The organism is Microbacterium sp. CGR1, from assembly GCF_001266755.1.
Classification (GTDB): Bacteria; Actinomycetota; Actinomycetes; order Actinomycetales; family Microbacteriaceae; genus Microbacterium.
The window spans coordinates 2,168,719-2,186,521 of the sequence record NZ_CP012299.1 but is presented as its reverse complement, the minus strand read 5'-3'; the positions used below and the strand labels follow the sequence as shown (position 1 = coordinate 2,186,521).

Here is a 17,803-nt window from a genome sequence, read left to right as displayed (position 1 = left end):
GACCGCGGCCGTCCTCGCGTGATCAGTCCCGCGCGTCGACCCCGCTCGTGTCGATGAACGCCCAGCCGTATGCACCGAGCTCGCGGCGCGCCGCGGTCGACCCCGTGAGCACATCGCGGCCGGGCACATCGACCGCCAACGGCTCCGCACTGTGGTTGATGGCGGTGAGGATGCCGCCTCGGCGTGCGATCTCGACGTGCTCGGGAAGGCCCTCGATCTCGGCGGTCACTCCCGCCTCGACGGCGAGCCAGCGCAGCACGGCTGCCATGCCGGCGTCGTCCGGGATCGTCGCGAGGTAGTAGCCGTTGCCGTCCCCGAAGGCCTTGCGGGTGAACGCCGCTCGCCCGGCGGTGCGACCCTCGGTGAAGCGACCCAGCACCTCGGCATCCTGCACGAGGAGCTCTTCCGCGAAGTACTGGCCGACGATCGTCCCCGCGGGGCCGTCCACTGGCGCCTCCGACTGGCCCGGCCCGTCGGGCACGGCGTGGCTCGCGACCTCTCCGGCCGAGTCGGCCGATCGCACCGACTCGGGCGGCACCAGCGCCCCGAAGTCCTCGAGCGCGACGCCGAGCGCGTCCCGCAGCGAGACGATGAAGCCGCCCTCGCGGAACGCGTCGTCCTGGTCGACGACATCGCTGAACGCCGAGACGAACAGGTTGCCGCCCTGCGCGACATACGCCGTGAGATTCGCGGCGCCCTCATCGCTCAGCAGATACTGCTGAGGCGCGACCACGAGTGAATAGCCGCGGAGATCGCTCGTCGTGTTCACGATGTCGACCGCGAGGTTCTGCCGATGCAGCGCCTCATGCCAGCGGTGCGAGAGCGTCAGGTAGTCGAGCACGATCGGGTGGTCGCGCCCGTCGATCGCCCACCAGTTCTCCCAGTCGAAGACGAGAGCGATCTTCGCCCCCGACGAGACGTCCGGCATCTCGGGGAGCTGCGCGAGCTGTCCGCCCAGCTCGACGACCTCCCGCCAGGTGCGGGTGTCGAGCCCGGCCTGCGGCACCATCGCCGAGTGGAACTTCTCGCTGCCGCGGCGCGACTGCCGCCACTGGAAGAACATGATCCCGTCGGCGCCTCGGCCCACCGCCTGCGCGCTGATCGCCGCCATCTGACCGGGTGCTTTCGGGGCGTTGGTGGGACGCCAGTTCAGGGCATTGGTGGACTGCTCCGTGAGGATCCAGGGCACCCCGGGCTTGAGACCGCGCATCAGCTCGCGTGCGAACGCGGCCCCGCGGAACGACTCGGGGTCGTTGGGATCGGGGTAGTTGTCGTCGCTGATCACGTCGACCTCGGCCGCCCACTTCCAGTAGTCGGCCGGCGGGAACGCGCCCATGAAGTTGGTCGTGATCGGCTGGGTCGCTCCCGCGGCGCGGATGATGTCGCGCTCCATCACGTACAGCTCGAGCAGGGTGTCGGAGGTGAACCGTTTGAAGTCCAGAACGCTGGTCGGGTTGATGCTGTACGGCGCCTTGCGCGGCGGCACGATCTGATCGAAGTCGGTGTAGCGCTGCGACCAGAAGTCCGTGCCCCAGGCGTGGTTGAGGGCGTCGATCGTCGCGTACCTGCGCTGCAACCACGCGCGGAACGCGTCGCGCGCGGCGTCGGAGTAGTCGTAGTGCAGATGGCATCCGTACTCGTTGTTGACGTGCCACAGCACGACGGCAGGATGCTGCGCGTAGCGCTCCGCGAGAGCGGTGACGAGTTCGGCCGCGAGGCGACGGTAGACGGGAGAGGAGGGCGCGAACGCCTGGCGGCTGCCGGGCCAGAACGTCGAGCCGTCGGCATCCTGCGGCAGCATCTCGGGGTAGGCGGTCGAGGCCCACGGCGGCGGGGATGCGGTGGCGGTGGCGAGGTCGACCTGGATGCCGCCCTCGTGCAGCAGCCCGATGATCTCGTCGAGCCACTCCCAGTCGAACTCGCCCTCGGCCGGCTGGATGCGCGACCACGAGAAGATCCCCAGGCTCACGAGCGTCACGCCGGCCTCGCGCATCAGCCGGACGTCGTCCGGCCACACCTCTCGCGGCCACTGCTCGGGGTTGTAGTCGGCGCCGTAGTGCATGAGTCTCCTGGGTCGGGTGTTCGGCCTGCTCTCTCGACCCTAGTGGGGAAGCGCTTTCCAGCACAGTCGTCCGGCGTGCTTCCGAAACTGCAAGGACACCCTAGTAAATATGCGGATGCCGAAGTACCATCGTCATAGTGCCAACGACGGCGCGAAGGGACATCGCACAATGACTCGTATCATTCCCCACTTCGTAGGCGGAAAGCACCTCACCCCCGAGGGAGGGCGCTTCGCCGACGTGTTCGATCCGAGCACGGGATCCGTTCAGGCGCGCGTGCCGCTGGCCTCCGCGGAGGAGGTCGCCGATGTGATCGCGAACGCCGAGGCCGCGCAGGTCGAGTGGGCGGCGACCAACCCCCAGAAGCGCGCACGTGTGCTGCTGCGCTTCCTCGATCTCGTGCAGCGCGAGATGACCGAGCTCGCCGAGCTGCTTGCGAGCGAGCACGGCAAGACGGTCGACGATGCGAAGGGCGACATCCAGCGGGGTCTCGAGGTCATCGAGTTCTCCGCGGGCGCGCCGCACCTGCTCAAAGGCGAGTACTCGACGGGTGCCGGCGCCGGCATCGACGTCTACTCGATGCGGCAGCCGCTCGGAGTGGTGGCGGCGATCACCCCGTTCAACTTCCCGGCGATGATCCCCCTGTGGAAGGCGGGCCCCGCCCTCGCCGCCGGCAACGCCGTGGTGCTCAAGCCCAGCGAGCGCGACCCCTCGGTGCCGGTGCGCATCGCCGAGCTGTTCCTCGAGGCGGGGCTGCCCGCCGGGGTCCTCAACGTCGTGCACGGTGACAAAGAGGCCGTCGACGCGCTGCTCACCGACGACCGCATCCGCGCCGTCGGCTTCGTGGGCTCGACGCCGATCGCCGAGTACATCTATTCGACGGCGGCCGCGCACGGCAAGCGCGCGCAGTGCTTCGGCGGCGCCAAGAACCACATGATCGTCATGCCCGACGCCGACCTCGACCAGGCCGTCGACGCGCTGATCGGCTCGGGATACGGATCGGCGGGCGAGCGTTGCATGGCGATCTCGGTCGCGGTGCCGGTCGGCCAGGAGACGGCGGATGCTCTCGCCGCCAAGCTCACCCAGCGCGTGGCGCAGCTGCGGATCGGCCCGTCCCTCGCCTCCGACGTCGACTACGGGCCACTCGTCACCCGGGCTGCCGTCGAGCGGGTCGAGGGGTACATCCAGCAGGGGGTCGACGAGGGCGCGACCCTCCTGGCCGACGGTCGCGGCTTCACGGTGCCCGGTCATGAGCAGGGCTTCTACCTCGGACCGACGCTGTTCGACGACGTGACCACCGACATGGCGATCTACCGCGAGGAGATCTTCGGACCGGTGCTCGTGATCGCCCGCGCCGCCGATTACGAGGAGGCGCTGCGCATGGCATCCGAGCACGAATACGGCAACGGCGTCGCGATCTTCACGCGCGACGGAGACGCGGCACGCGACTTCGCCGCACGGGTCGAGGTCGGGATGGTCGGCGTCAACGTGCCGATCCCGGTGCCGATCGCGTATTACACGTTCGGTGGCTGGAAGCGCAGCGGGTTCGGCGACCTCAACCAGCACGGCGCCGATGCCTTCCGCTTCTACACGAAGACCAAGACGGTCACGAGCCGCTGGCCGTCGGCCGGCATCCGCGACGGCGCCAGCTTCGTGATCCCCACCATGCACTGACCTCACGACGCCCACAAGGAATCGACATGACAATGACCACCGTCACCACCACCGCCGAAGAGCGCGAGGCCATTCTCGACGCCGTCCGCGAGTTCGCCGAGACCGAGCTCGCACCCTTCTCCGCCGAGCGCGACGAGAAGCACATCTTCCCCCGCGAGTCGCTCGGCAAGGCCGGAGAACTGGGCCTCGGCGGCATCTACGTGAGCGAGGAGTTCGGCGGCACGGGCCTCAGCCGCTCCGACACCGTGGCGATCTTCGAAGAGCTCGCGAAGGGCGACCCCGCCGTCGCCGCCTACATCTCGATCCACAACATGGTGGTGTGGATGATCGACACCTACGGCGACGATGCACAGCGCGGCCGCTGGCTGCCCGACCTCACCGCCATGCAGGAGTTCGGCGGCTACTGCCTGACCGAGCCGGGCGTCGGATCCGATGCCGCGAACGTCGCCACGAGCGCGGTGCGCGACGGGGACGACTACCTCCTCACCGGCGTGAAGCAGTTCATCTCGGGTGCCGGCGAGGCCGCCGTCTACGTGGTGATGGCCCGTACCGGCGAGCCGGGAGCCCGGGGCATCAGCGCCTTCCTCGTTCCCGGCGATGCCGAGGGACTCAGCTTCGGGGCGCCCGAGAAGAAGATGGGCTGGCACGCCCAGCCCACCCGTCAGGTGATCCTCGACGGCGTGCGCATCCCCGCATCCGGAATGCTCGGCGACGAGGACCGTGGCTTCGCGATCGCGATGTCGGCGCTCAACGGCGGTCGCCTCAACATCGCGGCCTGCTCCATCGGAGGTGCCCAGTGGGCCCTGGATCGGGCGGTGCAGTACGTGCACGAGCGCGTGGCGTTCGGCGAGCCGCTGGCCGAGAAGCAGTCGATCCTGTTCGCGATCGCCGACATGCGCACCGACCTGCAGGCCGCTCGCCTCATGGTGACCGACGGCGCGCTGGCGGTCGACGAGCACGCCCCGGATGCCACGATGCGATGCGCGATGGCCAAGCGCTTCGCGACGGATGCCGGATTCGACGTCGCCAACCGAGCGCTGCAGCTGCACGGCGGCTACGGCTACCTGCAGGACTACGGCATCGAGAAGGTCGTGCGCGACCTGCGGGTGCACCAGATCCTCGAGGGCACGAACGAGATCATGCGCCTGATCGTCGGGCGCGAGATGCTGCGACCGGCGGGATCCGCCTCGATGCGGAGCGCATCATGAGCGAGTCGTCGAGCGTCCGGATCGCCTTCCTCGGACTCGGCCACATGGGGCTGCCGATGGCGAAGAACCTCGTCGCCGCAGGGCACGAGGTGCACGGGTTCGACCTGGTGCCCGCGGCGATCGAGGCGGCGCAGGCCGCCGGCATCCCCGTCGCGGCCAGCGGAGCGGACGCCGTCGCCGACGCCGACGTCGTCATCACGATGTTCCCGGCGGGAAGGCACGTGATCGACGCGTACCGCACCGAGCTGCTCGCCGCAGCCCGCCCCGGCACCCTGTTCATCGAGTCGTCGACGATCGCGGTCGACGAGGCCCGTGCCGCCCACGCGCTCGCGCTCGCCGCGGGGCATCGCAATGTCGACGCCCCGGTGTCCGGCGGCGTCGTCGGTGCCGAGAACGGCACGCTCGCGTTCATGGTGGGCGGCTCGGACGAGGACTTCGCCGCCGCACTGCCGGTGCTCGAGATCATGGGCACGCGCATCGTGCACTGCGGGGGATCGGGGCTCGGCCAGGCCGCGAAGGTGTGCAACAACATGGTGCTCGCCGTCTCGCAGATCGCGGTGGCCGAGGCATTCGTGCTCGGCGAGCGGCTCGGGCTCGAGCACCAGGCGCTGTTCGACGTGGTGTCGCAGGCGTCCGGTCAGTGCTGGTCCATCACGACCAACTGCCCCGTGCCGGGCCCGGTGCCGACGAGCCCGGCGAACCGCGACTACCAGCCGGGCTTCGCCGGTGCTCTGATGGCGAAGGATCTCGGGCTCGCGCTGCAGGCGATCGAGCAGACGTCGACCGACGCGCGGATGGGGCGGCTCGCCCAGCAGCTCTACGCCGCCTTCGCTGCGGGCGACGGCGCGACCCGCGACTTCTCCGGCATCATCACCGACATCCGCGACGGCAGCGTGTGAGCCGCGCGAGATACTGAGATGACCACGACGGAGAGGCCTTCACGATGACGGAATACGAGACGATCCTGGTCGAGCAGCGCGGACGTGTGGGGTGGATCACCCTGAACCGCCCCGAGGCGCTCAACGCGTTGAACAGTCGCCTCGCCGACGAGGTCACCGCGGCCGCTGTGGCCTTCGACCTCGACGACGGGGTCGGCGCCATCGTCGTGACCGGGTCTGAGAAGGCGTTCGCCGCCGGCGCGGACATCAAGGAGATGGAGGGCATGTCGGCCTCCGAGATGCTCGAGACCGATCATTTCGGCGTCTGGCATGAGTTCGCCGCGGTGCGCACGCCCGTGATCGCCGCCGTCTCGGGGTTCGCACTCGGGGGAGGATGCGAGCTCGCGATGATGTGCGACATCATCCTCGCCGCCGACACCGCGAAGTTCGGGCAGCCCGAGATCAACCTCGGCGTCATTCCCGGCATGGGCGGCACGCAGCGGCTCATCCGCGCCGTGGGCTACTACAAGGCGGCCGAACTCGTGCTGTCCGGTCGGTTCATGGGCGCCGAGGAGGCGGAGCGCTCCGGCCTCGTGTCGCGCGTCGTGCCGGCATCCGACCTCCTCGCCGAGGCTACGAGGCTCGCCGAGACCATCGCGTCGAAATCGCTGCCGTCGGTGTTCGCCGCGAAGGCCGCGCTCGACGCGGCGATGGAGACGACGCTCGCCGATGGCCTCGCCCACGAGAAGCGGGCGTTCGCCGAGCTGTTCGACACCGCAGACCAGAAGGAAGGCATGTCCGCCTTCCGGGAGAAGCGTGCGCCCGACTTCCAGAACCGCTGAGCGCCGCTCCACAACTCCGGAGGACTGCGCCCGTTCCGTGCCGAGCACCCGCCGGCAAGCCCGAGCCCCCTCGGATCTCCGGAGTCATGGAGCAGAGCCTGCACGCAGGCGGCGGGAGACCTCAGCCGCGCAGCGCGTCGACGATCTTCGCGACGCGCCGCTCGCGGGTCGCATCCTGCTTGGCCTCCGCCACCGAGCGGGCGTGCTCCTTGCGCACGGAATAGGGGAGCGCGTCGAAGGCGGCGCGCAGCGCGGTGTCGGCGTCGAGCGCCTCCGCGAGGGCGGCGGGCACCTCGACAGTGCGCTCGGCCGCATCCAGCCGGATCACCGCATCGACCTCCTCGTCGATCTCGACGCCGAGGTCGGTGCGCACAGCCTTGCTGAAGCCGATCATGTTCGCACCTCCCATCCGGGCCAGGCGCAGACGGGCGGTGCGTCCTCCGATCGTGACCGCGACGGGGAACGCCTTCCCCGCTCCGAACGAGGCGACCTGCTCGTCGGTGAGGATGATCGCGGCGGCGGGGCCACGGCCTTCGAGGATCGTGTGCAGGCGCAGTTCGCTCATGCGGGCAGTGTACGCCCGCGTCCCTCGGCCTCGGATGCCAGGTGGGCGTTGCGCTCCTCGATCAGGCGTCGCATGTACTCGCGAAGGATCAGACGGTCGACGAGGCGTCCGATCGGACCGAACGGCGAGTGGAAGACGATCGTGTCGCGGGCCAGGGTTCCCTGCGGATGCTCCTCGAACACGTGCTCGTGCTCGAACGCTCCGAACGGCCCGGAGAGTTGCCGATCGCGGAACCCACGCGGCGGGTCGACGTCGTACACGATCGTCCGCAGCCGGAACGGGATGCCGAAGTGCCGTGCTCGCCACGTGACGGTCGACCCCTCCGTGAACACGCCGCCGGCGGGAGCCTCGATCATGGTCTCCCGGTATCGCGCCATCGACCGCAGGTGCATCCCGGGGTCGAGGGCGACTGCGAACACCGTCTCACGCGGTGCGGCGATGACCGTCTCGAGCACGAACGCGGCCATGTCAGAGCGGCTCGGGCTGCGGCCTGGGGTCGGTGAAGTCGCCGGCGGCCTTGCGCATGCGGGCGACGATCGCGACGAGCTCGGCGGCATCCTCGCGGCTCATCCCCGGGTCGGCGAAGACATCGGCGTTCAGGGCGTCCGTGGCGCGAGCGACCAGTTCTCGGCCCGACTCGGTCAGGGCGAGCAGTGCCGCACGGCCGTCGTGCGGGTGCGGTTCGCGCACGATGAGTCCGTCGCGCACGAGGCGCTCCGCGGTGCTCGTGACGGTCGTCGCGTGCACCTGCAGTCGGGCGACGACGCTCGACAGCGGCAGTCGGCCCGACCGGCTGAACGCCAGAAGACGCAGCATCTCGTATCGGGCGAAGCTGAGCGCGAAGGGCTTGAGCGTCGCGTCGACCCGCGCGAGCAGCAGCTGCTGCGCGCGCATGACGGAGGTGACGACGGTCATGCCGTCGGCGGCATCGGTCCATCCGTGCGCGAGCCACTGCCGCTTCGCCTCGGCGAGCGGATCGACGGGCAGCGGACGCGGTCGGTTCACGGTTCTACGGTAGGCCATCGCGTCGCCGCAGCCGGGACCCGGCACCCGGGAGCCGACTGGTGGTCCTCAGTCGCTCGTCGGGTGGAACTCAGTATCAAGGGACTAGAATCGACGCAGTCGTGAGGAGCAATCGATGAAGATCTTCGTCCTGGTCAAAGAGGTGCCGGACACCTATGGCGACCGCAAGCTGAACCTCGAGACCGGCCTCGCCGACAGAGGCGCCGGCGACGTGGTGCTCGATGAGATCACCGAGCGCGCGCTCGAGGTCGCGCTGAGCCATGCCGACAAGAACGAGGGCACCGAGGTGGTCGCGGTCGCGATGGCTCCTGGCGGCTCGACGGCATCGGTGCGCCGAGCGCTCGCGATCGGCGCAGGCTCCGCAGTGCACATCGCCGACGAGCAGCTCGCGGGGGCCGACCTCGGCCTCACTGCCGAGACGCTGGCCGCGGCGATCCGTCGCGGCGAGCCCGACCTGGTGATCACCGGCAACCTGTCGACGGACGGCTCGGGCGGCGTCATGGCGGCGATGCTCGCCGAGCACCTGGGGTGGGCGCAGGCGACGGCGCTGACCTCGGTCGAGATCTCCTCGGACGGCATCACCGGAACCCGAGGGGCGGATGCCGGAGCGCAGCCGATCTCGGCATCCCTCCCGGCGGTGATCTCGATCACCGAGGCGCTGCCCGACGCGCGCTTCCCCAACTTCAAGGGCATCATGGCGGCGAAGAAGAAGCCGCTCGAGGTGCTCACCCTCGACGACCTCGGTGTCTCCGCGGACCCGGCGGCCGCACCCCGCACCATCATGACGTCGGTCGCCGAGAAGCCGCCGCGTGCGGCCGGCGTGAAGATCGTCGATGAGGGCGATGCCGCCGAGAAGCTGGTCGAGTACCTCGTGCAGAACAGGCTGGTGTGACATGACCTACCCCGAGAACCCCATCCTCGTCCTCGTCGACCTCGACCCCGCGGGCAACCCCGCCAGCAGCACGGCGGCACTGATCGGCGCGGCCTCGACCGTCGGCGCTCCGGTCGCGCTCGTCGTCGGAGGGTCCGCAGACGCGGCGGCTCAGGTGGCCGCGGCCGGAGCGTCGGTCGTGCTCACGGCCGACGGCGACCCGACGGTGCTCACCGTGCCGATCGTCGATGCACTGCACGCGGCCTTCGAGCAGGTGCGGCCGGATGCCGTGCTGATCTCGAACTCGATCAGCGGACGCGATGTCGCCGGGAGGTTCGCCGTGCGCGCGAAGCTGGCGCTGTCGGTCGACGCCGTCGGCGTCTCGAGGGATGACGAGGGCATCGTCGCCCACCACTCCGTCTACGGAGGCGCGTACCTCACCGACTCGGCTCCCACGTTCGGCGCACCGGTCATCACGGTGCGTCAGGGCGCGGTCGACGCGCGAGCCGAGGCGGTGGAGTCGCCGACGATCGACGCGCTCTCCGTGTCGGCATCCGGCACCGTCGGGGCGACCGTCGGCGCGGTCGAGGCCGTCGAGTCCACGTCGACGCGGCCTGAGCTGCGCGGCGCCACGCGGGTCGTCTCGGGTGGTCGCGGCCTCGCCTCGAAGGAGAAGTTCGTGCTCGTCGAAGAGCTCGCCGACGCTCTCGGCGCAGCGGTCGGCGCCTCGCGCGCGGCGGTCGACGCCGGCTACATCCCCCAGTCGCATCAGGTCGGTCAGACGGGCGTCTCGGTCTCGCCGCAGCTGTATGTCGCCCTCGGCATCTCGGGTGCGATCCAGCATCGCGCGGGCATGCAGACGGCGAAGAACATCGTCGCGATCAACAAGGACGGCGAGGCGCCGATCTTCGACGTCGCCGACTTCGGCATCGTCGGCGATCTGTTCACGATCGTCCCGCAGGTGATCGCGGCCCTCGAGGCGCGGAAGAAGTAGCCATGGCGACGCGGATGCTCAGGCGCGGGCTCCCGCGCGTTCCCGGCGGCGAGCCGTGGCCTCCCGGCGACATCGCCGTTGAGGCGCCTGCGGATGCCGAGTACGCATCGCCGCTCTCGGCGCCGTCGACCTCGCTCGATGAGTCGGAGGAGGCCGCTCCGGAGGCTGCCGCCTCGGCGGCTGCCGTGCCGGAGCCCGAGTTCTCGGCCGTCGAGCACGCGGTGCCGTCTGCGGCGAGTGGCGCGTCCCTTCGCCGAGGCCTTCCGCGCACGCCGGGTGGCGAACCGTGGCCTCCCGCGAGCGTGGCGGCTGTCGCAGGCGCAGGCGCAGGCGCTGCCACGGCGCGGGCATCGTCTTCGACACCGGAACCGGCGGATGCCGCCACCGACGCCGCGGCAGACGTGCCGACCCGGTCCGCCTCGCCGTCCACGCTCGACGAGCCGACGCCTGAGTCGGCCCCGGTCGTCGCGCAGACGGGATCCGTGCGTCGCGGTCTGCCGCGAGTCGCCGGCGGAGATCCGTGGCCCCCGGCGGATACCGTTCCGCTGATCGCAGTCGCCTCGGACGCGGCCTCCTCCATCGCCGTCGATGCCCCGGCTGCCGCGGATGCCCCGGCCTCCGCGGATGCAGCCCCCGAGGTCGCGGCATCTGCACCGGCATCCGCACCGGCCGCCGCTCCGGCATCCGCACCCACCACGGCCGTCGCCACCGCCGCCGCGTTCGCGCTCGGGGATCCTTCGATCCCGCTGCCCGCTCCCCGCACCGTCTGGAACGGCAGTGCGCCTCGGCACGTCGCGGCGACCGCTCCGGCATCCGACCGACCTCGGCCGACCTGGACCCAGGCGATCGCCGTCCTTCTGGGCGCCGCGGCGCTCGGCATCCTGGCGGCCGCTGCCGTGGCGTTCGTGCGGGCGCTGCTGAGCTTCCCGTTCATGCAGGACTTCCTCGCCGCGTTCCCCGGCGAGTACGAGCCGGCCGTCGCCGTCGAACCGGGGTTCGCCCCGTGGACCAACTGGGCGCACTTCTTCAACGTGTTCCTGATGGTGCTCATCATCCGGTCGGGCCTCCGCATCCGCAACGAGAAGCGCCCGACCGCGTTCTGGACCCCGCGCAACGATCCCAAGGGCAAGGTCAGCCTGACGATCTGGTTCCACCAGGCGCTCGACATCCTCTGGCTCGTGAACGGCGTGATCTTCGTGGTGCTGCTGTTCGTCACCGGACACTGGGCGCGCATCGTGCCGACGAGCTGGGAGGTCATCCCCAACGCGCTGTCGGCCGCGCTGCAGTACGTGTCGTTCGACTGGCCGACTGAACACGGCTGGGTGAACTACAACAGCCTGCAGCAGCTGGCCTACTTCGTCACGGTGTTCATCGCGGCTCCCTTGGCGGCGGCGACCGGGTTCCGCATGTCGGGGATGTGGCCGAAGAAGGCCGAGCGTCTCTCGAAGGCCTACCCGATCGAGTGGGCCCGCGCGCTGCACTTCCCGATCATGATCTACTTCGTGGTGTTCATCATCGGACACGTCGCGCTGGTGTTCCTCACCGGGTTCCTGCGCAACCTCAACCACATGTACGCCTCCTCGGACGCCGTCGGCTGGACCGGGTTCTGGGTCTTCGTGGCATCCCTCGTGGTGATCGCCCTCGGCTGGGTCGCCGCACGGCCGCTCGTCATCGCCCCGATCGCGAAGCTGTTCGGCACCGTCTCCGGACGTTGACCCGTCCACGATTCAGCCCAGACCGCTTCCGACGCAGCGAAACGGCCCCCTGCCTGAGGCAGGGGGCCGTTCATGCGAAAACGTGAGCGCGAGGGCCACGAGGCGCGGGCTCAGCGCACGAAGCGCACCTCGGTCAGCGTCTCGCCGAGGAACGGCTCGGTGTGGCTCGCGCCGTCGAGCGTGAATCCGTTGCGCGTGTAGAAGCGGTGGGCGCGGGGGTTGTCCTCCGCGACCCACAGGTAGAGAGGTTCGTCCTTCTCGACGGCGGCGTCGAACAGCTTCTGGCCGATGCCCGTGGAGTGGTACGCGTCGAGCAGGTAGATGAAGTACAGCTCGCGGAACGCCGGGGCGTCCTTGTCGCGGGCGGGGCCGGAGCCGACGAACCCGACGATCTCTCCGTCGACGAGCGCGGCGCGCATGGTGAACTCGGGGCCTTGCGAGGCCCAGTGCGTCCACAGCTCGGCCATGCGGCGGGGCGACACCTTCTCGAGGGCTGCCTTGCTGATCAGGTGGTCGTAGGTCTCGTGCCAGCACTGCGCGTGCACGCGCCCCAGGGCTTCCGCATCCACATCACGGACCGGACGGACGATGACTTCAGGCTGGGCTTCGGCGCTCATATCGCGACTCTACGCGCGGGGTCCGCGAAGAGGAAATCGAACGGAAGGGTTCCCGCAGCACCGATATGCCGCTGGAGACATCGCACAACGATGTTCGCGAATCGTTCGTCGCTGGCTACGATCAGTGCTCGTGAACGTGATCTGGCGTACTCTCCTCGTGATCCTCTCCGCCCGTCGCCGCGTGCGGCGAGGCAAGACCCTCGACGCGGGCTCCGTCAGCAGCATCACACTGACGACGCTCCCCACCGACATCGACATCCTGCGCCACATGAACAACGGTCGTTACCTGTCGCTGTTCGACCTCGGTCGCTGGGACCTGCTGATCCGCACGGGGCTGTTCGACGCGATGAACGAGCGCGGCTGGTACGCCGTCGTGTCGAGCGAGACCGTCACCTTCCGCAAGTCCCTGCAGCTCTGGCAGCGGTTCGAGGTGCAGTCCCGGTTCATCGGACACGACGACAAGGCCGTGTTCCTCGAGCACCGAGCCGTCGTCGACGGCGAGATCTACGCACGGGTGATCGTGCGCTCGCGGATGCTGCGCCGCACCGGAGGCACGGTCAGCAACGAAGAGCTGTTCGCCGCAGTGGGCAAGCCCGAGGGCGTGCCCGAGATCGATCCGTGGGTGCACGACTGGGCCGCGGCATCCGCTCTGCCTCCCGTGCGCACCTCCGCGCCGAGCGTGTGGAACTGACCCCGTGACCGATCCGTGGGGTCTCGAGACGCGCGCACCGGGCTCGGTGCTCCTGGTGGGATGCGGCAAGCTCGGCGTGCGACTCGGCGAGCGGCTCGTCGAGCAGGGCGCACAGGTCACGGCCATGCGCCGGAGTGCAGGGGAGCTGCCCTTCCCGACGATCGAGGCGGACCTGCGGCATCCGCTCGACCGTGACCTTCCGGCCTTCGACTCGGTCGTGATCACGCTGCCGCCCAGCACCGAGGGCGACTCGATCTATCCACCGGCGCTGCGCGGGCTCGCGAAGGCCCTGCCGTCGATGCCGGAGCGGGTCGTGTTCGTGTCATCGACGCGCGTGTTCGAGGGGCGTCCTGGCGAGACACCGCTGACCGAGCGCGACGCGACGCGGGTCTCGAGCGAGCGAGGCGGCGATCTGGTCGAGGGCGAGCAACTGGCCATGGAGCTGTTCGGTGCCCGCATCGTGCGGCCCGCCGGCATCTACGGCCCGGGACGCGACTTCCTCATCCGACGGGTGCGAGAGGCGGCACCGGTCGACCACACGCGTCGCACGAACCGGATCCACGAGACGGACCTCGTGCGGCTGCTCGAGGCGATGCTGCGCGCCGACTCCGCGCCACCGCTGATCCACGCCGTCGATCGGGAGCCGGTGCTGCTCGGGGACGTGGTCGCGCATATCGCCACCCGGCTCGGCGTCGAGCCGCCGCCGCACCTCGACCCCGAGGTCGGCGGCGGGACGGTGCTCGACGGGCATCTGCTGCAGGAGTTCCTCGGCGATCTCGACTACCCGACGTTCCGCGAGGGATACGACGAGATGATCGCCGCGCTCTGAGCGGTTTCACCTCTTCCGGTCGCAGTTCGTGCCGCCCGCCCGCGCGTTCGACGGCACGAACTGCGACCGGAACCGCACGACGCGATCGTCGCTCAGGGCCAGGCGCTCACCGCGGTCCTAGGCTGAGCTCATGGCCGACCCGATGCCCTCCACGGATCCCGAATCCGTCTCGCTCGCGGACCGTGCGGTCGAGCTCGCCCGCCGCTGGGTGATCGAGGCCGCGGCCGCCGATGTCGACCCGGCGGCCGAGCGCCTGGCCGGTGTGCTGCAGGATGCCAATGGCCTCCCTTTCACGCTCGGATTCGTCGACGGGGTCATGCGCCCCGAGAGCCTCAGCGCCGCGGCATCCCAGCTGCACCGCATCGCCCCGATCGTGCCCGACTTCCTGCCGTGGTATCTGCGGTCGGCCGTGCGCATCGGCGGCGGAGTCGCGCAGATGCTGCCGAGCCCCGTGGTGCCCATCGCCCGCCGGGTGCTGCGCGAGATGGTCGGTCACCTGGTCGTCGACGCCCGACCGGCGAAGCTCGGTCCTGCGATCGCGAAGATCCGCGAATCGGGCGCACGACTCAACCTCAATCTGCTGGGAGAGGCCGTGCTCGGCGAGGCCGAGGCGCAGCGGCGGCTCGACGGCATCCATGAGCTGATCCGTCGTCCCGATGTCGACTACGTCTCGGTGAAGGTGTCGGCGATCGTCAGCCACATCTCGATGTGGGCGTTCGACGAGGTCGTGGAGTCGGTCGTCGAGCGACTCCTTCCGCTGTATCTGACCGCCGCGTCGGATCGCACCTTCATCAACCTCGACATGGAGGAGTATCGCGACCTCGATCTGACGATCGCGGTGTTCACACGCATCCTCGAGGATCCGCGGCTCGAAGGTCTCGAGGCCGGCATCGTGCTGCAGGCCTATCTGCCCGACGCCCTGCCGGCGCTGCAGCAGCTCACCGCCTGGGCTCGCGAGCGCGTCGACCACGGCGGCGCCCCCATCAAGGTGCGGCTCGTCAAGGGAGCCAACCTCGCGATGGAGCGGGTCGAGGCGCGGATGCACGGATGGACGCAGGCGACGTACGACACGAAGCTCGACACCGACGCCAACTATCTGCGCTGCCTCGACTGGGCGCTGCGCCCCGAGAACGTCGCCGCCGTGCGTCTGGGGATCGCGGGTCACAACCTGTTCGGCATCGCCTATGCGTGGCTGCTCGCGGGGGAGCGGGGTGTCCGCGCTCTCGATCCGGGATCGGCGACCGCCGCGAACTCGCAGCCGCCGATCGAATTCGAGATGCTCCTCGGCATGGCGCAGGGGCAGGTGCAGGCCGTCTCCCGCGAGGTCGGCGAGGTGCTTCTCTATGTCCCGGTCGTGAAGCCGAGCGAGTTCGACGTCGCCATCAGCTACCTGGTGCGGAGGCTCGAAGAGAACGCGTCGAGCGACAACTTCCTGTCCGCAGCATTCCGCCTCGGTGACGATGAGGCGCTGTTCGTGCGTGAGCGCGACAGGTTCCTCGATGCGGTCGACCGCTCGGCGTCCCCGACGCTGCAGGTGGGGGCGCTGCGCAGCCAGGACCGACTCGCACCCGTGCACGAGTCCATGCGGCCCGTGCCCGTGGCGCCTGCGCCCGAGGAGGGGCTGACCCAGGCGGTGCTCGGAATCTCGCGCGGATCGGATGACCCGACCGGGCCGTTCCTGGAGACCGCGGTCTACGCCCCACGCGAGATCGATGAGGCGACCGGCGGCGCGCCGGGCTTCGCGAACACGCCCGACAGCGACCCGTCGCTTCCGGCCAACCGGGACTGGGCCCGCGAGATCACCGCCCGGATCGACGACTCCACCCTCGGCGTCTCGACGATCGAGGCCGCCCGGATCGACGATGCGGACACGCTCGAGGCCACGATCGCGGGCGTGCACGACGCCGCGGCGCTCTGGGGTGCTCGCCCCGCCGCCGAGCGGGCCGAAGTGCTGCTGCGCGCGGCCGCCGCTCTGGAAGGCCGCCGCGGAGACCTGATCGAGGTCGCCGCCTCCGAGACCGGCAAGGTCTTCGCCGAGGCCGACGTCGAGGTCAGCGAGGCCGTGGACTTCGCGCGCTACTACGCCGCCAAGGCGCGGGAGTTGGATGCCGTCGCCGGCGCCACGTTCGACCCGGCGCGCGTGACGGTCGTCACCCCACCGTGGAACTTCCCTCTCGCGATCCCCGCGGGAGGCGTGCTCGCCGCGCTCGCCGCGGGCTCCGGAGTCGTCTTCAAGCCGGCTCCGCAGGCTCGCCGCTGCGCGGCGGTCATCGCCGAGACGCTCTGGGAGGTCGGCGTTCCCCGCGACGTGCTCGCCCTCGTCGACATCGAAGAGGGCGATCTCGGCCGCGAGCTGATCTCGCACGAGTCCGTCGATCGGGTCATCCTCACCGGTTCGTGGGAGACGGCGGCGCTGTTCCGCTCGTGGCGCCCCGAACTGCCGCTGCTCGCCGAGACCAGCGGCAAGAACGCGATGATCATCACCCCCTCGGCTGATCTCGATCTCGCGGTCGCCGATCTGGTGCGCAGCGCCTTCGGGCACGCGGGGCAGAAGTGCTCGGCGGCCTCCCTCGCGATCCTCGTCGGACCCGTCGGACGCTCCCAGCGCTTCGCCCGTCAATTGGCCGATGCCACTCGGTCGCTGCATGTCGGCTGGCCCACCGATCCGCTCGCCGAGGTCGGACCCGTGATCGAGCGACCCGAGGGCAAGCTCGCGTGGGCGCTCACCGAGCTCGAAGGCGACGAGCAGTGGCTCATCGAGCCCGCCGTCTCGACCGACGACCCCACGGGGCGCCTCTGGCGACCCGGCATCCGTGTGGGAGTGCAGCCGGGTTCGCGGTTCCACACCGAGGAGTTCTTCGGCCCGGTGCTCGGCGTCATGCACGCGCCGACGCTGGAGCGGGCGATCGATCTGCAGAATGCGGTCGAGTACGGTCTGACCGCCGGACTGCACACGCAGGACCCGGCTGAGCTCGCGCTCTGGCTCGACCGCGTGCAGGCCGGCAACCTCTACGTGAACCGGGGCATCACCGGTGCGATCGTGCAGCGCCAGCCGTTCGGCGGGTGGAAGCGCTCCTCGGTGGGCCCCGGCGCCAAGGCCGGCGGCCCGAACTACCTCATCGGACTCGGATCCTGGCGGTCGAGCGGGTCCGGCACCGTCTCGAGCACTCTCCATCTGCGCGGGCTGGACTCGCGCATCACCGACCTCATCGAGTCGGCGCAGCCGTCGCTCGACTTCGAGGCCTTCGAGTGGCTGCGTCGTTCTGCGCTCTCGGATGCGCTCGCCTGGGACCGCGAGTTCGGGCAGGTGCGCGACGTGTCGCACCTCGGGATCGAGCGCAACCTGTTCCGCTACCGCCCGGTTCCGGTCGCGATCAGAGCCACCGCGGATGCCGGCTGGCAGGAGCTGCTGCGCGTCGTCGTCGCCGCGGTGCGCGCCGGCGCCCGGTTCGTGCTGTCGACGCCCGTCGGTCTTCCGGCGCCGGTTCGCCGCGCTCTCGGCGAGCTCGGCGCCGTCGTCCACATGGAGAGCGACGACGAGTGGATCGAGCGGATGCGGCGGCGCGGCGAGCAGCCGTCCGCGACGCTCGAATCCCTCGACGACGAATTGCGACCGAGCCGGGTGCGACTGGTCGGGCCCCGGGACTCCGTGGCAGCGCTGCACCGCGCACTGGCGACAGCCGTCGGCGGCGATCCCGACCTCGCGGTGTACGACGGCGAGGTCACCTCCGCCGGGCGCATCGAGCTGCTGCCCTTCGTGCACGAGCAGGCCATCGCGATCACCGCGCACCGCTACGGCAACCCCGACGCCTGGAGTGCTTCCGTCATCTGACGCC

Annotated in this window: 15 protein-coding genes; 10 read left to right on the top strand and 5 right to left on the bottom strand. The window is 70.1% G+C overall.

Annotated elements, in window-relative coordinates; genetic code table 11:
- Positions 1-22: 22 nt before the first annotated feature.
- Positions 23-2,062 (bottom strand): beta-galactosidase, encoded by a 2,040-nt coding sequence (locus AKG07_RS10575; RefSeq protein WP_053097857.1) that lies wholly within the window; start codon positions 2,060-2,062, stop codon positions 23-25.
- Between the two features lie 169 nt (positions 2,063-2,231).
- Between AKG07_RS10575 and AKG07_RS10570 the strand changes: the two genes are divergently transcribed.
- From AKG07_RS10570 to AKG07_RS10555, 4 genes are read left to right on the top strand one after another with little or no spacing between them, the layout of a single operon-like run.
- Positions 2,232-3,734 (top strand): CoA-acylating methylmalonate-semialdehyde dehydrogenase, encoded by a 1,503-nt coding sequence (locus AKG07_RS10570; protein ID WP_053097855.1) that lies wholly within the window; start codon positions 2,232-2,234, stop codon positions 3,732-3,734.
- A 26-nt stretch (positions 3,735-3,760) separates the two neighbouring features.
- On the top strand, positions 3,761-4,942 hold the full coding sequence (locus tag AKG07_RS10565) for an acyl-CoA dehydrogenase family protein (RefSeq protein ID WP_053097853.1): 1,182 nt from the start codon (positions 3,761-3,763) through the stop codon (positions 4,940-4,942).
- On the top strand, positions 4,939-5,841 hold the full coding sequence (gene mmsB / locus AKG07_RS10560) for a 3-hydroxyisobutyrate dehydrogenase (protein WP_053097851.1): 903 nt from the start codon (positions 4,939-4,941) through the stop codon (positions 5,839-5,841). Before AKG07_RS10565 ends, mmsB begins: the two co-directional genes overlap by 4 nt.
- A gap of 44 nt (positions 5,842-5,885) precedes the next feature.
- Positions 5,886-6,662, top strand: a complete 777-nt coding sequence (locus AKG07_RS10555; protein WP_053097849.1) for an enoyl-CoA hydratase-related protein — start codon at positions 5,886-5,888, stop codon at positions 6,660-6,662.
- Positions 6,663-6,783: 121 nt separating this feature from the next.
- Here AKG07_RS10555 and AKG07_RS10550 read toward each other — a convergent pair whose 3' ends face one another.
- From AKG07_RS10550 to AKG07_RS10540, 3 genes are read right to left on the bottom strand one after another with little or no spacing between them, the layout of a single operon-like run.
- Positions 6,784-7,227, bottom strand: a complete 444-nt coding sequence (locus AKG07_RS10550) for a YdeI/OmpD-associated family protein (protein ID WP_053097846.1) — start codon at positions 7,225-7,227, stop codon at positions 6,784-6,786.
- Positions 7,224-7,694, bottom strand: a complete 471-nt coding sequence (locus AKG07_RS10545) for an SRPBCC family protein (protein ID WP_053097845.1) — start codon at positions 7,692-7,694, stop codon at positions 7,224-7,226. The genes AKG07_RS10550 and AKG07_RS10545 overlap by 4 nt, the downstream gene beginning before the upstream one ends.
- A 1-nt stretch (position 7,695) precedes the next feature.
- Positions 7,696-8,232 (bottom strand): MarR family winged helix-turn-helix transcriptional regulator, encoded by a 537-nt coding sequence (locus AKG07_RS10540; RefSeq protein ID WP_053099260.1) that lies wholly within the window; start codon positions 8,230-8,232, stop codon positions 7,696-7,698.
- 133 nt (positions 8,233-8,365) lie between these two features.
- Here AKG07_RS10540 and AKG07_RS10535 point away from each other — a divergent pair, with 133 nt between their 5' ends.
- From AKG07_RS10535 to AKG07_RS10525, 3 genes are read left to right on the top strand one after another with little or no spacing between them, the layout of a single operon-like run.
- Entirely contained in the window at positions 8,366-9,142 is a 777-nt protein-coding gene (locus tag AKG07_RS10535; RefSeq protein WP_053097843.1) for an electron transfer flavoprotein subunit beta/FixA family protein, read from the top strand.
- A 1-nt stretch (position 9,143) separates the two neighbouring features.
- The gene (locus tag AKG07_RS10530; RefSeq protein ID WP_053097841.1) at positions 9,144-10,115 is read left to right on the top strand and encodes an electron transfer flavoprotein subunit alpha/FixB family protein; all 972 of its coding nucleotides are present in this window, start codon (positions 9,144-9,146) and stop codon (positions 10,113-10,115) included.
- Positions 10,116-10,117: 2 nt separating this feature from the next.
- The gene (locus AKG07_RS10525) at positions 10,118-11,830 is read left to right on the top strand and encodes a cytochrome b/b6 domain-containing protein (RefSeq protein ID WP_053097839.1); all 1,713 of its coding nucleotides are present in this window, start codon (positions 10,118-10,120) and stop codon (positions 11,828-11,830) included.
- A gap of 110 nt (positions 11,831-11,940) precedes the next feature.
- Here the strand turns inward: AKG07_RS10525 and AKG07_RS10520 are convergent, their stop codons facing one another.
- On the bottom strand, positions 11,941-12,447 hold the full coding sequence (locus AKG07_RS10520) for a GNAT family N-acetyltransferase (protein ID WP_053097837.1): 507 nt from the start codon (positions 12,445-12,447) through the stop codon (positions 11,941-11,943).
- A 130-nt stretch (positions 12,448-12,577) separates the two neighbouring features.
- Here AKG07_RS10520 and AKG07_RS10515 point away from each other — a divergent pair, with 130 nt between their 5' ends.
- The 3 genes from AKG07_RS10515 to AKG07_RS10505 all read left to right on the top strand — a co-directional run bounded on the left by AKG07_RS10515 (position 12,578) and on the right by AKG07_RS10505 (position 17,799).
- A complete protein-coding gene (locus AKG07_RS10515; RefSeq protein ID WP_053099259.1) occupies positions 12,578-13,138 on the top strand; it encodes an acyl-CoA thioesterase in 561 nt (186 codons plus the stop codon).
- Between the two features lie 4 nt (positions 13,139-13,142).
- Positions 13,143-13,967, top strand: coding sequence for a hypothetical protein (locus AKG07_RS10510; protein WP_233277247.1), 825 nt, complete (start codon positions 13,143-13,145; stop codon positions 13,965-13,967).
- 130 nt (positions 13,968-14,097) lie between these two features.
- Positions 14,098-17,799, top strand: coding sequence for a proline dehydrogenase family protein (locus tag AKG07_RS10505; RefSeq protein WP_053097835.1), 3,702 nt, complete (start codon positions 14,098-14,100; stop codon positions 17,797-17,799).
- The last annotated feature ends 4 nt before the right edge of the window (positions 17,800-17,803 follow it).

What these genes read in the sequence shown, in the direction of transcription:
- AKG07_RS10575 (WP_053097857.1), bottom strand. Translation starts at nt 2,062, where the DNA reads ATGCACTACGGCGCCGACTACAACCCCGAGCAGTGGCCGCGAGAGGTG.
- AKG07_RS10570 (WP_053097855.1), top strand. Translation starts at nt 2,232, where the DNA reads ATGACTCGTATCATTCCCCACTTCGTAGGCGGAAAGCACCTCACCCCC.
- AKG07_RS10565 (WP_053097853.1), top strand. Translation starts at nt 3,761, where the DNA reads ATGACAATGACCACCGTCACCACCACCGCCGAAGAGCGCGAGGCCATT.
- mmsB (WP_053097851.1), top strand. Translation starts at nt 4,939, where the DNA reads ATGAGCGAGTCGTCGAGCGTCCGGATCGCCTTCCTCGGACTCGGCCAC.
- AKG07_RS10555 (WP_053097849.1), top strand. Translation starts at nt 5,886, where the DNA reads ATGACGGAATACGAGACGATCCTGGTCGAGCAGCGCGGACGTGTGGGG.
- AKG07_RS10550 (WP_053097846.1), bottom strand. Translation starts at nt 7,227, where the DNA reads ATGAGCGAACTGCGCCTGCACACGATCCTCGAAGGCCGTGGCCCCGCC.
- AKG07_RS10545 (WP_053097845.1), bottom strand. Translation starts at nt 7,694, where the DNA reads ATGGCCGCGTTCGTGCTCGAGACGGTCATCGCCGCACCGCGTGAGACG.
- AKG07_RS10535 (WP_053097843.1), top strand. Translation starts at nt 8,366, where the DNA reads ATGAAGATCTTCGTCCTGGTCAAAGAGGTGCCGGACACCTATGGCGAC.
- AKG07_RS10530 (WP_053097841.1), top strand. Translation starts at nt 9,144, where the DNA reads ATGACCTACCCCGAGAACCCCATCCTCGTCCTCGTCGACCTCGACCCC.
- AKG07_RS10525 (WP_053097839.1), top strand. Translation starts at nt 10,118, where the DNA reads ATGGCGACGCGGATGCTCAGGCGCGGGCTCCCGCGCGTTCCCGGCGGC.
- AKG07_RS10520 (WP_053097837.1), bottom strand. Translation starts at nt 12,447, where the DNA reads ATGAGCGCCGAAGCCCAGCCTGAAGTCATCGTCCGTCCGGTCCGTGAT.
- AKG07_RS10505 (WP_053097835.1), top strand. Translation starts at nt 14,098, where the DNA reads ATGGCCGACCCGATGCCCTCCACGGATCCCGAATCCGTCTCGCTCGCG.